Raw genomic sequence first — 12,780 nt, forward strand, 5'->3', positions numbered from 1 at the left:
CAACAAGGTTTGGGAGGAAGCCCATGACGTACATCATAGGTATTGACGGTGGAGGAACCAAGACGACCTGTCTGTTCTTGAAAGCGGACGAAAAGGCGTATCCCGAGCGGCCGCTGATCGTGAAAGGGCCGGGGACAAACCCACACGTCGTTGGTTTTGAGGAAGCCGGCAGAAGACTGGAGAACCTGATCCGGCACGGAATGAAGACGTTCTCCCTTGCACCGGACGAAATATCCGGAGCAGGAATGGGGCTGGCAGGCGTCGGCAGGCGGGATGAGGTCGAACAGATGGCTGGTACGGTGCGTACAATTTTTTTTAACCTAAATTTTTCAGAAAATTTAAACTTGTGTATCACATCCGATGTGCATGCGGCGTTGAAGGGATCGCTGGCCCCAGGCGTAGAAGAGGGGATGCTGCTGATTTCCGGTACGGGATCCAATGCTGTTGGAATAACAGCGGCGGGGAAAGTTGTGACATGCGGGGGATGGGGACATCTAATTGGAGATGAAGGCAGCGGTTATCACCTTTCTTTGAAAGCGTTATCAAAAGTGGCCAAAGCAGCAGATGGGCGCGGGGAACCTACACAAATGACTTCTTATATTCTGCGTGCTTGCGGTTTAGAGCGACCGGAACAGTTGATTCGGTATATGTATGATCGTCCTTTTGAGAAGAAGGAAGTCGCTGCCTTTGCTCCTTGCATCATCGAAGCCTCTGAACAGGGCGATAAGGCAGCGGTGGATCTGCTGAAGGAAGCGGCGGAAGAGCTGGTGCTTCATATTGAAAGTCTCGTTAAGCAGGGAGTGGATCCGGAAGCGCCTGTTTCAGCAGCGGGTTCCATCCTTACATACTCCCAGGTTCTACGAAATCATGTTGGAAAACTGTTGGAAGACAGGCAGTTCGGTCCCTTGACCGATCCTTACGCTCCACCGGAATATGGAGCGGCTTTACTTGGCAGAGCAGCCGGAATGGAAAAAGAAAGGTGATGGACTCATGACAGATTCCCTTACATTTTTAACGACGGAACAGAGGAACGCACGGACGATACATATGGACGAGATGACAACAATAGAAATGCTGACGGTGATGAATGACGAAGATCATAAAGCAGCGGAGGCTGTGAAAAACGTACTGCCGGCGATTACAAAAGCTGTCAATCACATCGCAGAAGCCTTGAAAAACGGAGGCCGCTTATTTTACGTCGGCGCAGGAACGAGTGGCAGACTCGGCGTACTTGATGCATCGGAGTGTCCGCCGACATTTATGGTCGACCCCTCGCTTGTGCAGGCAGTGATGGCCGGAGGCGGCCGGGCGTTTACAGAAGCAAAGGAAAACTCCGAAGATAACGAGAATCAGGGCCGGGAAGATTTGAAGGCCCGCGGGTTCAGCAAAAAAGATGTCGTTGTCGGGATTACCGCCAGCGGCCGGACCCCTTATCCTATCGGAGCGCTGACTTATGCCGGGGAGATCGGCGCTTTTACAATCTCTCTCTCCTGTAATGATAAGTCCGAAATCAGTGGGAAGGCCGAATGCCCGATCGAAGTCATCGTCGGACCAGAAGTATTGACAGGCTCCACCCGTTTGAAGTCAGCGACGGCCCATAAGATGGTGTTGAACATGCTGAGCACAGCGGTGATGGTCAAGCTTGGAAAGGTGTATGAAAACCTGATGGTGGATGTGCATGCAAACAACTACAAACTGCGGGAGCGGGCCAAAAGCATTTTAATGGAAGCGGCCGGAACTTCCTATGAGGAAGCGGAAGAAGCTCTGCAGAAAGCGCAGCATCAGGTGAAACCTGCCATTGTTATGTTGAAAAAGAAGGTGTCCTTTCAGGAAGCCAAACGTCTCCTCGATACTTGTGACGGGCAGCTCCGGGATGCGGTGAAAGCGAAAACTTAATTTGAAGACCACACGTTGGTTTCAAATACATGATTTCAATCAAAAAAGGGGGAGCTTATGTTGAGTTTATGGAGGAAAACATCAGCTTGGTTGATTGCCGCCGTTTTATTTGGTTTTCTTTTGCTCGTCGGTTGTGCGCCCGGAGCAGGAACAGAAGAGACAGATAGTGAGGGCACCGAAGAGGAGTCTTCTTCAGAGAACAGCGGAGAAGAATCCGGAGAGGTTTCAGGAGAACTTGAAATTCAGTATTTTGTCGGTGGTTACGGAGATTCCTGGTGGAAAGAGGTTATCGGTGATTTCCAGGAGGAGTATCCGGATGTCACGATTACGGAGCATGCCGGTCCGAATATTAACGAAGAAATGCGTTCCCGCTGGGTCTCGGACGATCCGCCTGATGTCGTTTACATCGATGGAGCAGGATCCAGTGAAACTCAAATGGTGGAAGACGGACAGTTGATGGACTTGACCGACTGGATGGAAGGTGTCGAGCTTGAGGATGGTACGGCTTTGAGCGAGAGCTTTATCGTCGATCCGGCTGATTACGATGGCAGCGTATACAGCCTGCCGCTTGTTTTTGATACATGGGGCACGTGGTATGACAATGCCTGGTTTGAAGAAAAAGGCTGGGAAGTTCCAAAAGATTTTCCTGGATTTATGGACACGATGGGGCAGATCAAGGACGAAGAGGGCATCGCTCCTTTTGTCACCACTGGTCAATACCCGTATTACTTCCTGCGCGGTGTGCTGTATCCCGCCTTTGGTGCAGCCGGCGGGGATGAGCTTTTGACGGATGTGATTAAAGGTAAGGAAGGAGCCTGGACGAGCGATCCGGTTCTTGAGGTTATGAAAAAAGTCGAGCAGATGCAGGCAGAAGGCATGATTGATGACGGGTTCGGTGCTTTGAACCATACGCAGTCCCAGATGAACTTCCTTCTTCATGACAATGCGTTCATTCCTGTCGGGTTCTGGCTGCCTAACGAAATGGCCAACGATACACCGGATGACTTCGAGTATGGATTCGTTCCATCACCGATGCAGGATGAAGGAGAGCCTTATGCCATCGTTCCTGATCTTCGTCCGCTGGCGATTGCTGAAAAAGCAGAAAACAAGGAAGCAGCAAAAGCGTTCGTCGAGTTTGTTTTCACGAAAGAGTATGCGAAGAGCTTCTCTGAACATACCGGAGCGATCATGAACCTGCAGGGTGTTGATCTGTCTTCCAGTGAAGAAGTACCTTCCTTCTTGATCGAAGCGAATGAAATGATCAATGATCCGGAACAGGTGCAGATTCATCAGAAGCCCCACCCAATGAGTTCAGAGCTGGAAACGCCGATCAGCAACTCTCTCGTTTCCCTCATGCTTGGAAACATTACAGCAGAGGAATTTGTGGAGGAGGCTGAAAAAGCCGCAGCTGAATACCGCAGCAGTTTAAAGTAGGCTTACATGGAAGGAGGAATGGGAAGGCTCTTGTCTTCACATTCCTTTTTTCATAACCATACAGAAAGAGAGGGAAGTATGATGGTCCAATCGCGCAGGCAGAGGAATCTATTTCTTGCATTTTGTCTTGTTCCTACGTTTATCCTGTTTTCTGTTTTCACCCTTTATCCGTTGTTCAACGGCCTTTATTATTCATTCTTTGAGTGGTCCGGTGCGTCGTCGCTGGCGAAATTTGTCGGGTTTGATAACTACCGCCGGCTGTTCAGTGACGAGATCATCCCCAGAACCATCCTTCACGATTATTTCCTTGTTGTGACCAAAGTGGTCGGGATCATGATTTTGTCGACATTTTTTGCCGTCGCTTTGACACAGCTGAAAATTAAAGAAGCCCCTTTCTACCGCATCGTCTTCTTCTTTCCCAACATTATGTCGGTGGTGGTCATCGGTATCTTATGGATGTTCATCTATAATCCGAGTCTTGGTCTTGTCAACTCCGGTCTTGAGCTGATCGGCTTGGAAAGCTGGACGAAGCCGTGGCTCGGCAGTGAGGACTGGGCGCTTCCAAGCCTTGTACTTCCTTCTGTCTGGGCAGGGATCGGTTTGTTCATGCTCATGCTGATGGGCGGGATTTCCAACATTTCGAAAAGCTATTATGAAGCCGCTGAGATCGACGGTGCGACAGAGTGGCAGCAGTTTTGGAAAGTGACCCTGCCGCTCATCTGGCCGCAGATTAAGATCAGCATTCTGTACATCATCATTACGACATTGAATGGTTCCTTCATCATTGTCCAGGTTATGACAAAGGGTGGGCCGAACAATTCGACCCATGTGATGGGATCGTATTTATATGAACAGGCGTTTGTGAAGTACAATTTCGGCTATGGCGCAACGATTGGTGTGATGATTTTAATTCTATCGTTGGTCACGGTTCTTATTATGCAGTTTTTCATGAGAAGGGAAAAAGTGGAATATTAACAGACAGGAGGGGAATGGAGTGCAGACAGGAAAATTCTTTTCACGTACCATCGTTCGAATTCCTTTGATCATCTGGACACTCGCTGTCCTGTATCCGATCGTCTGGATGGTTCTGGGCGCGTTTAAATCGAACGCGGAAATTTACGCCAACCCGTGGGGGCTGCCGGAATCGTTCAGCTTTGCTAATTTTGTGGATGCCTGGAGCAACTACAATATCGACACGAGTGTTTTCAACAGCTTCATTGTGACAGGTCTCGGTGCCACGTTAACGCTGATGATGGCGATTCCTACATCCTACGCCCTGGAGCGTATGCGTTTCCGCGGCAACCGTCTGTTGTTTACGCTGTACATTTCTGCGATGATGATTCCAATGGTTCTCGGCTGGATCCCGCTCTTCTTTTTATTGATGCAGCTGAACCTACTGGATAACATTTTCGGATTGAGCATCGTCTATGCGGTAAGCCAGCTGCCTTTCAGCATTTTCGTACTGACGAGCTTTATGGCTACGATACCGAAGTCCCTGGAAGAAGCCGCAGCCATTGATGGAATGTCCCCGTATGGGATTCTATGGAAGGTGATTACTCCGCTCTCGACAACGGGTATCATTACCGTAACGATCATGAACATGATCCAGTTCTGGAATGAGTATTTTATGGCTTTGATCTTCCTTCAGACGGAAGAAAACTATACGCTGGCCCTGGCGATCGATTACATAAGCAATGAGACCCAGTACACCAATGCGTGGGGAACCTTATTTGCAAGCTTAGTGATTGCCATCGTTCCTGTCATCATCCTGTATGCGATTTTCCAGCGGCGCATCGTCAAAGGAATGACAGAAGGAGCTATTAAAGGATAAGAGTGGTGGAAGATATGAAAAATTCATTGAAAGGCGGGCTTGTCATTCTGAATGAAATGAAGGACAAGCTGCCCCCGTCAGAAAGAAAGATTGCCGAATTTATACTGGATCAGCCTCATGAAGCGATCCATTGTACGGCTACACAGCTCGGTGAACTGAGTTCCACCAGCAGTGCGGCTGTCATCCGTTTGTGTAAGTCCCTCGGGTTGAAGGGTCTGCAGGAGCTGAAGCTGCGCATTTCCGGAGACCTGCAGAAAAAGCCGGAGGCCCGCTTCCGGGATATCCAGCCAGGGGAACCCTCCGATTCGATTGTTGAAAAAGTGACCAACAACAGCCTGCAGGCGATCAAGGAAACGACGGAAATGGTCGATTACCGGACCCTGGAAAAAGCGGTGGACGTCTTGAAAAAAGCGGATACCATCCACTTCTTCGGTGTCGGGGCCTCCGGGATCATCGCCCAGGATGCCCAGCAGAAGTTCCTTCGGATGAACAAGGCGACGTCCGCATTTACGGATATGCACAATGCGGCGATGAACATTGCGAACGTAAAGGAAAATGATGTCGTCTTCGGCATTTCTTTTTCCGGTGAGACGTATGAAACGGCGAAAATCATGGAGATTGCCAAATACAAAGGGGCTAAAACGATCAGTCTCACCCGCTACGGGCATTCCCCTGTGACGGCCCATGCAGATGTGTCGCTGTATATTTCAGCCTCCAGGGAAATTCCCGCCCCATTCCGGAGCGGGGCGACCTCTTCAAGGCTGGCACAACTGCATATGATCGACATTCTGTTCGTTAATCTTGTCACAGACCAGTGGAATGAAGCGTCCGATTACTTTAATGAAATTACCGACGTCATGGATGTGTTGAAAGGAAAACCGCTTCGTCAGAAAAAAGCCCAATCTTAATAAGGAGCTGAGTATATGGACGAATGGATCGAGGAACTCCGCCGCATTATCCCTGAAAAAAGGGTGCTGACCGATCTCGCCGACCGGCACAGCTACAGCTTTGATGCCTCGTTCGGCGAGCATCTGCCCGATGTTGTGGTCCAGCCGAAAACCAAGCAGGAAACCGCTGATGTTTTGAAACTGGCCAACCGGCATAACATCCCCGTCCACCCGAGAGGATCGGGCACCTGTCTGAGTGGGGGCCCGCTTCCCGTACACGGAGGAATTGTGCTGGACATGTCTCAATATCCCGCTGAAATCCATCTGAGCCCCCGGGATCTCACCGTGGACGTCACTCCGAGTGTACTTACGGCTAATATCAATAAGGCCGCTGAGGAGCACGGCCTCATGTACGCGCCGGATCCAAGCAGTGCCCATGTTGCTACGATCGGCGGCAATCTTGCAGAGAATTCCGGAGGCCCGCGCGGCTTGAAGTATGGGGTAACAAAAGATCATGTGCTTGGTCTTGAGGTCGTTACTCCGCAAGGGGAAATCATCCGCACCGGCGGACGGACGATCAAAAATGTCACCGGCATTGACTTAACGAAGCTGATTGTAGGATCAGAGGGTATTTTGGGTGTCATCGTCGGGGCGACGCTGAAACTGATGCCGAAGCCGCCGGCTGTTCAGACGCTGATGGTCACGTTCGATGAAGTGCGAAAAGCGGGAGAGGCAATTTCCCAGACCCTTACCTCCGGGATCCTTCCGTCCAAAATGGAATTTATGGATCAGGCTTGTGTTGTGGCTGTAGAAAAATTTCAACCGGCCGGTCTGCCTGTCGATGCTGCTGCCGTCATTATTATTGAACTGGACGGTCATCCGGAGACGTTGAAGGTCGAGCGCCGGCTCATTGAAGAAATTATGGAGGATATGGGTGCGCTGGATGTGATCATCCCTAAGTCAGACGAAGAAGCGGCTAAGCTTTGGCATGCAAGGAAACAAGTATCACCTGCGATTGCGAAAATCAAGCCGACAAAGGTTTCCGAAGATGCGACGGTGCCCCGCAGTAAAATTCCCGATTTTATGGACTGGCTTCAGGTCATTAAAGAGAAGTATGACGTGGAAGTGGTCGCCTTCGGTCATGCCGGGGACGGCAACCTGCATCCGAATGTTCTTTGTGATAAACGTGATGTCGAAGAAATGAAGCGGGTGGAAAAAGCTGTGGAAGAAATGTTTGAAGCAGCTCTGGAACTCGGCGGCACTTTATCCGGCGAACATGGAATCGGAACGATGAAAGCTCCGTTCATGGAGATGGAGCTCGGTGAAGTCGGGCTGGATATGATGAAGCGGATCAAGGACAGCTGGGACCCCAACGGCATCCTGAACCCTGGCAAGGTCTTCCCGGAAAAAGGACAGAAGCTGGTGCTGCATCATGAATAGTCTGCTGCAGGAAAAGCTCAGCTATGATAAGACGTTTGACTGTGTACAGTGCGGCTACTGTCTTCCTGCCTGTCCGACGTATGAGACGATGGAAAGAGAAACCCACTCGCCGCGCGGCCGGATCAACCTCGTGAAAATGGTCGCTGAAGGCAAAGCATCCGTCGAGGATTTGAAAGAGCCGATCGAAAAATGTCTCGGCTGCATGGCGTGTACAACCGTATGCCCGACCAACGTCCAGTATGGAGAAATCCTTGAGAGTGCCAAGCACGTCATTGATGAACACGAGGAAAAAAGCAGACCACGGAAACTGGTCGAAAACTTCATGTTCCAACGCTTCTTTCCTTCCACGGCGTGGATGGATTCGCTTGGACATGCGACTTGGCTCTATCAATCCAGTGGTCTGAAAAAAGTGTCCCAGCGGTTCGGTCTGACGAAGCGGGCGCCGCTGCACATCCATGAATTTGAAGCGGTCCTTCCCGAGATGCCTTCCCCGAAGCGGCGGAAATCCAGGGCGGGCCGATACGTCCGTAAACGTCCGGCCACAGCTAAAGTTGCTTTTTTCAAGGGCTGCATCATGGATAGTGTGTTTTATGAAACGAACCAAAACACGATGGAACTGCTGTTGCGAAGCGGCGCGGAAGTTGTTTTTCCAGACCAGCAGACGTGCTGTGGGGCTCTTCACGCGCACTCCGGCAAAGTCGATGCATCTGTTGAGCTGGCCAAACGGAACATTGAAGCCTTTGAAGAGGAAAGTTTTGATTACATTGTCAATAACGCAGGCGGATGCGGCGCTCGTCTGATTGAATATCCGCACCTGTTTGAAGAGGGGACAGAATGGCACAGCCGTGCTTCTGCCTTTGCGGCAAACGTGAAGGACATCTCAGAAGTGCTGATCGATCTGGACGGCCTCCAGTTTGAGCAGTCCGTTCCGCGAACCGTCACCTATCAGCCTTCCTGCCACCTGCGAAACGTCCAGAAGGTCACCGAAGCGCCTGTCGCGCTGTTGGAAAAAGTGCCCGGCCTGACGCTGAAACAGATGGACCGTCCGGAATTCTGCTGCGGCTCTGCAGGGATTTACAACATCGTGAACTACGAAGAGGCGATGGACATCCTCGATGTTAAAATGCAGGACGTCTGCGGCGTTGATCCCGATGGCATCGTCACTTCCAACCCGGGCTGCCTGCTGCAGATGAAGCTCGGCGTCGTCCGCGAAGGTGCCGGAGACCGGATGGAAGCCGTGCATTTGGTGGATGTGTTGATGGAAGCGGATCCTCAGCCGAAAATGTAAGGCGTCCCCTTTTGTGGGGCGCTTTTTTTCTTTAAGCGGGGGGCGTGTGCGCGGATATCGATTATTTCTTGTGTATATCAATTAAAATGGCGATATATCAATTATTTTCCGCAGATATCAATTAATTCAGCAACTTATCAACGAATTATCCAATATATCAATTTAAACACTCATTCCAATACATATATTCTTCCTTTATTCCTGCCTACTGTTTTAATCTTCATCGCTTTTAGCAGGATATTAGCAGCTGAGGGAGAGGGAACATGCAAAAAATCTCTGGCCTGTTTGTTTGAGATGGTTTTTCCAATTAAGAGCGAATAGTCTTCCAAGGCAGCCAAATGAGCGGATTTACTGATATGAGCGCAGTTCAAGCACTTCCATCTGCCGTGCATACGTTTCATTGGAAGTGAGGAACATTCCGGACAGAATACTCCCTTCTTGAAATCTTCTTTTTCCAGTTTGAAAAATTTCACATAGTCATAAAAGTAGCTTTCGTGATTGGTGAGCAAGTGGGTGGATAAGCGGTTCATGTGGGAGGCATTCAAAATGGAGGTTCGATCTTCCGTCAGATCCGCCACCTTTTCGGGAAGTGTTTCGATCCGGATGACGTTCTCAAGGTCAGCATCATCTGTATCAATCCTTGCCGCAGGGTGGCTGTTGACGACCAGACCGTAAATCGGAACATTAGGAATCTGCCAGAGCTTCAGCAGCTTCTGAAGCTGGCGGGTATGACGGCCTACCTGAATGACTGGGTCGGCAAACGTCGAATGATCTTTTTCCCATTTTCGTTCAAGGTAGTGGAAGCGCTGGTTGAAAAACAGCTCCCCTCCAATATTTTTCACTTCAAGAATGATTAGGAGAGCAGCGGTTACGACAAGGCAGTCGATTTGAAAATGGTGGGTGCCGTCATACAGACGCAGGTCATGGAAAATATCATGGTCCGAGGGGAGAAAAGTAAGAGGATAATTCAAGGAGAGTTCGCCTTTGTAGCCGGTTAATCGGAGCTTCAACTGTTCGTTTACAGCTGCGGATTGAGGGTGATGGTCCATCAGTCTCCGCTTCAAAGCCTGCAGAACTTTGATATCGCTGGGGAAAGTGCGTTCTTTCATAATCATGGCATCCATCCTTTCGCTCTTTCCTTATTCGACACGGAGATCGGTATTCCTATGGCGGATATCGATTTTATTTTCGATATATCAATTTTTTCTGCGATATATCAATTAAATTCGAGATATATCAATTAAATTCGAGATATATCAACTAAACCTCAGGTATATCAACTAAATTGAGACGGGACATAAATAAATGAAAGCAGGAGAGCCGGCGCTCTCCTGCTTTTTTTAAAACAACTGATACGATGCTGCAAAATAAATGACGATCATAAGCAGCGACGGTACCGCATAACGGAAGCTGTTTTCCTTCGGCTTGCGATTCACCATGAATACGGTCAGGAAAAGCATCGCTGTACTTAAAAGCGCCACAGGCAGATGGGTGGAGCTGAGCGACTGCAGTATCGCGCCTTTCTGGTAAAACACATCCGTCACAGCAAGCAGCTGCAGGTTGAACAGGTTACTTCCGAGGATAGAACCGAGCGCCATGCCGTAGTTGGACATCTTCATGGCCACAAGGACGGTTACGAGTTCCGGAAGCGAGGTGGAAGCGGCAATGAGGAAGCTTCCGACAAAGCTTGAACTCATCCCTGTCTGCTGGGCGAGCTGATCACCGGAAATCGATAAGGCGCTCCCTGAGGCGAACACGATGAGTGCTGCAACAATGAAACCGATGACCGCTGCTTTTAACGTATAATCTTTGCCTGCGGCGGCTGCTTCATCCATCTCCTCTTCTTCCCCTTGATTCATAAATCGGGTGGCCAATATATACAACCCGACGAGGATGAACATCTCTACCCCAATGTTAAACAAGGAAAAATCGAACGGCAGGATGAGGGCGGCGACTACAATCAGGGTGAATACGATACCGGCCACTGCTGTTGGCATGTGCTGCTTCTCATCGATGGCGTTAAACATTTTCCGTTTTCGGTAAATCATGTCCACAACAGCAATGATGAGCAGGTTGAACACATTACTGCCGAGCATGTTCCCGACAGCGATGTCAGGGTTGTCGATATAGACGGCTGTTAAACTGGTCGTCAACTCCGGCAGAGAGGTCGCCCCGGCGATGAGAAAGGTGCCGACGACAGCACCGCTCAGCGTGGATTTCCGGCTGATCACATCGCCGAACCGGTTCAGCTGGACAGCCGCAAATACAACGATGACGGCGGATAATAGAAAAATAAAGTAAACCATCATTCCAATCTCCTTTCTATACACAGGGCTCTGCTCAAAAAAAAGAGACTCCGGCCCTGTGGAGGGCCAAAGTCTCGCGTCCTATCTATATAGTTTGATGAACCAGGTGAGTGGATCACCGAAATGACGATTCATCAGCCGCGGATATGCGGTCGCTACTCCCTTTGGTAGTTTTACTATAGCGAAAGATTCGTCCGGGAGTCAACCGATAAGAAAAGAGGAAGGCGCATGCAGGCGCCTTCCTCTTTTTCTACTTAATAGTTCACCGCGTCGTAGGAATTGATCAATCCGTGCTCAAAGTAGGAACCTGTTCCGCTGATTGGATCAGCTGTCTGTTCAATGGCTGCACGGATATTGCTGTTGGAACGGCCCTGGGAGGCGAGCAGTCCGGCAAGACCGGCTACGTGAGGGGCTGCCATGGATGTTCCGGACATGTAGGCATACCCTCCGTTCGGCATCGTAGACGCAATACTCACGCCTGGCGCTGTTACATCCACCCACGTGCCGTAGTTGGAGAAGGAGGCTTTTCTATCATAGCGGTCGACGGCTCCTACGGCGATGACGTTGTCATAGGAAGCAGGCTCGAAAGTTGTGGAAACTCCGTCATTTCCTGCCGCTGCAATGACGACGGATCCTTTGTTCCAAGCGTAATTGACCGCATTTTCCAATGTCTGTGTATCACAGTTGCAGCCAAGGGAAAGGTTAATGACCTCTGCGCCTTGATCAGCGGAGTAGCGGATGGCATCTGCTATGTCGTTCAGGGAGCCGCTGCCATTCGCGTCGAGGGCGCGGACGGCAAGGATTTTTGTATTCGGAGCCATTCCGGCGACACCTCTGGCGTTGTTGGTTTCAGCGGCGGCGGTTCCGGCTACGTGCGTGCCGTGATCATTGAGATCCATTGGATTGTTATCATTATCGACGAAGTCATAGCCTTTGATCGTTTTTCCATCAAGGTCCGGGTGGTTGTAGTCGACACCGGAGTCGATGATGGCGATTTCCTGACTGCTGCTTCCGCGTGTTACGTCCCATGCCCTTGGTGTATCTGTGTTCTGCGGTCCATATTGATAGCCGCTGTAGTACGTATCATTTGGTGTCCAGGTGGCTTGGAATAGATAGTTCGGCTCTGCGTATTCCACATTCGGATTTTTGTTTAAGGCTTCGACGACTTTTTCAACGTTTTTTACCTTCAACACTTTCTCCTCAGCTTCGACGACTTCCTGTTGTTCCTCCAGGACAACAGCGTCTATCTGGTTCATCTCTTTTTTGTTTGGAGAGAAGCCTTCTTTATATTTTACGACGACTTCACCCGGCACGTACTTTCCTTTTTCGAGATAAGTATCAATTTTGTTTGTCCGTTCTGATGATGTTTTGTCGGAAAGGGAATCGGCCAGGACACCTCCAGTGGACGGCATAAGGACAAGGGCGGCGGCAAGGGACAGGGAAGCAAGCTTTTTAAACTTCAAACGATTTCCTCCTTTAAAAGATATACTCTAGTAATTCGGAGAAATCGTAAGGATTCCTGCGATATCGGGGTTGGGATAGAGGTGTGGAAAAAAGCCCCCTTAAGCGTGGTTTCGACATAGGGGTTGGGCAACTTTATGTTGTAACCAAATCCATCATGATGATCCTTCTCATAGAATGGGAGTTTCCCGGGGTTTCAGAAACGTCCAATTGGGAAGTGAAAAGATAAACGATGGC

Annotated in this window: 11 protein-coding genes; 8 read left to right on the forward strand and 3 right to left on the reverse strand. The window is 49.9% G+C overall.

The features are described from left to right. Nucleotides 1-23: 23 nt before the first annotated feature. The 8 genes from ACXAJH_RS11055 (at nt 24) to ACXAJH_RS11090 (ending at nt 8,776) form a co-directional block, all read left to right on the forward strand. Complete coding sequence (locus ACXAJH_RS11055) at nt 24-983, forward strand: N-acetylglucosamine kinase (RefSeq protein ID WP_474969495.1); 960 nt, start codon at nt 24-26, stop codon at nt 981-983. A gap of 7 nt (nt 984-990) precedes the next feature. Further along, nucleotides 991-1,896 (forward strand): N-acetylmuramic acid 6-phosphate etherase, encoded by a 906-nt coding sequence (gene murQ / locus ACXAJH_RS11060; RefSeq protein WP_474969494.1) that lies wholly within the window; start codon nt 991-993, stop codon nt 1,894-1,896. 57 nt (nt 1,897-1,953) lie between these two features. Next, on the forward strand, nt 1,954-3,330 hold the full coding sequence (locus ACXAJH_RS11065) for an extracellular solute-binding protein (protein ID WP_474993968.1): 1,377 nt from the start codon (nt 1,954-1,956) through the stop codon (nt 3,328-3,330). A gap of 81 nt (nt 3,331-3,411) precedes the next feature. Beyond that, the gene (locus tag ACXAJH_RS11070) at nt 3,412-4,305 is read left to right on the forward strand and encodes a carbohydrate ABC transporter permease (RefSeq protein WP_474970434.1); all 894 of its coding nucleotides are present in this window, start codon (nt 3,412-3,414) and stop codon (nt 4,303-4,305) included. A gap of 19 nt (nt 4,306-4,324) precedes the next feature. Beyond that, nucleotides 4,325-5,161, forward strand: coding sequence for a carbohydrate ABC transporter permease (locus ACXAJH_RS11075; protein ID WP_474969492.1), 837 nt, complete (start codon nt 4,325-4,327; stop codon nt 5,159-5,161). A 14-nt stretch (nt 5,162-5,175) separates the two neighbouring features. Further along, on the forward strand, nt 5,176-6,069 hold the full coding sequence (locus ACXAJH_RS11080; RefSeq protein WP_474969491.1) for a MurR/RpiR family transcriptional regulator: 894 nt from the start codon (nt 5,176-5,178) through the stop codon (nt 6,067-6,069). Nucleotides 6,070-6,084: 15 nt separating this feature from the next. Next, entirely contained in the window at nt 6,085-7,488 is a 1,404-nt protein-coding gene (locus ACXAJH_RS11085) for an FAD-binding oxidoreductase (RefSeq protein ID WP_474993969.1), read from the forward strand. Then, entirely contained in the window at nt 7,481-8,776 is a 1,296-nt protein-coding gene (locus tag ACXAJH_RS11090) for a (Fe-S)-binding protein (protein WP_474969489.1), read from the forward strand. The genes ACXAJH_RS11085 and ACXAJH_RS11090 overlap by 8 nt, the downstream gene beginning before the upstream one ends. A 170-nt stretch (nt 8,777-8,946) precedes the next feature. On the opposite strand, the gene ACXAJH_RS11095 is transcribed toward ACXAJH_RS11090, so the two are convergent. The 3 genes from ACXAJH_RS11095 to ACXAJH_RS11105 form a co-directional block, all read right to left on the reverse strand. Next, nucleotides 8,947-9,891 (reverse strand): nuclease-related domain-containing protein, encoded by a 945-nt coding sequence (locus ACXAJH_RS11095; protein WP_474993970.1) that lies wholly within the window; start codon nt 9,889-9,891, stop codon nt 8,947-8,949. Nucleotides 9,892-10,116: 225 nt separating this feature from the next. Beyond that, on the reverse strand, nt 10,117-11,082 hold the full coding sequence (locus ACXAJH_RS11100; RefSeq protein ID WP_474969487.1) for a sodium:calcium antiporter: 966 nt from the start codon (nt 11,080-11,082) through the stop codon (nt 10,117-10,119). A gap of 254 nt (nt 11,083-11,336) precedes the next feature. Then, complete coding sequence (locus ACXAJH_RS11105; RefSeq protein ID WP_474989806.1) at nt 11,337-12,545, reverse strand: S8 family peptidase; 1,209 nt, start codon at nt 12,543-12,545, stop codon at nt 11,337-11,339. Nucleotides 12,546-12,780 lie beyond the last annotated feature (235 nt).

This window comes from Halobacillus sp. ABD4_316, from assembly GCF_056161385.1.

What these genes read in the sequence shown, in the direction of transcription:
- ACXAJH_RS11055 (WP_474969495.1), top strand. Translation starts at nt 24, where the DNA reads ATGACGTACATCATAGGTATTGACGGTGGAGGAACCAAGACGACCTGT.
- murQ (WP_474969494.1), top strand. Translation starts at nt 991, where the DNA reads ATGACAGATTCCCTTACATTTTTAACGACGGAACAGAGGAACGCACGG.
- ACXAJH_RS11065 (WP_474993968.1), top strand. Translation starts at nt 1,954, where the DNA reads ATGTTGAGTTTATGGAGGAAAACATCAGCTTGGTTGATTGCCGCCGTT.
- ACXAJH_RS11070 (WP_474970434.1), top strand. Translation starts at nt 3,412, where the DNA reads ATGGTCCAATCGCGCAGGCAGAGGAATCTATTTCTTGCATTTTGTCTT.
- ACXAJH_RS11080 (WP_474969491.1), top strand. Translation starts at nt 5,176, where the DNA reads ATGAAAAATTCATTGAAAGGCGGGCTTGTCATTCTGAATGAAATGAAG.
- ACXAJH_RS11085 (WP_474993969.1), top strand. Translation starts at nt 6,085, where the DNA reads ATGGACGAATGGATCGAGGAACTCCGCCGCATTATCCCTGAAAAAAGG.
- ACXAJH_RS11090 (WP_474969489.1), top strand. Translation starts at nt 7,481, where the DNA reads ATGAATAGTCTGCTGCAGGAAAAGCTCAGCTATGATAAGACGTTTGAC.
- ACXAJH_RS11095 (WP_474993970.1), bottom strand. Translation starts at nt 9,891, where the DNA reads ATGATTATGAAAGAACGCACTTTCCCCAGCGATATCAAAGTTCTGCAG.
- ACXAJH_RS11100 (WP_474969487.1), bottom strand. Translation starts at nt 11,082, where the DNA reads ATGGTTTACTTTATTTTTCTATTATCCGCCGTCATCGTTGTATTTGCG.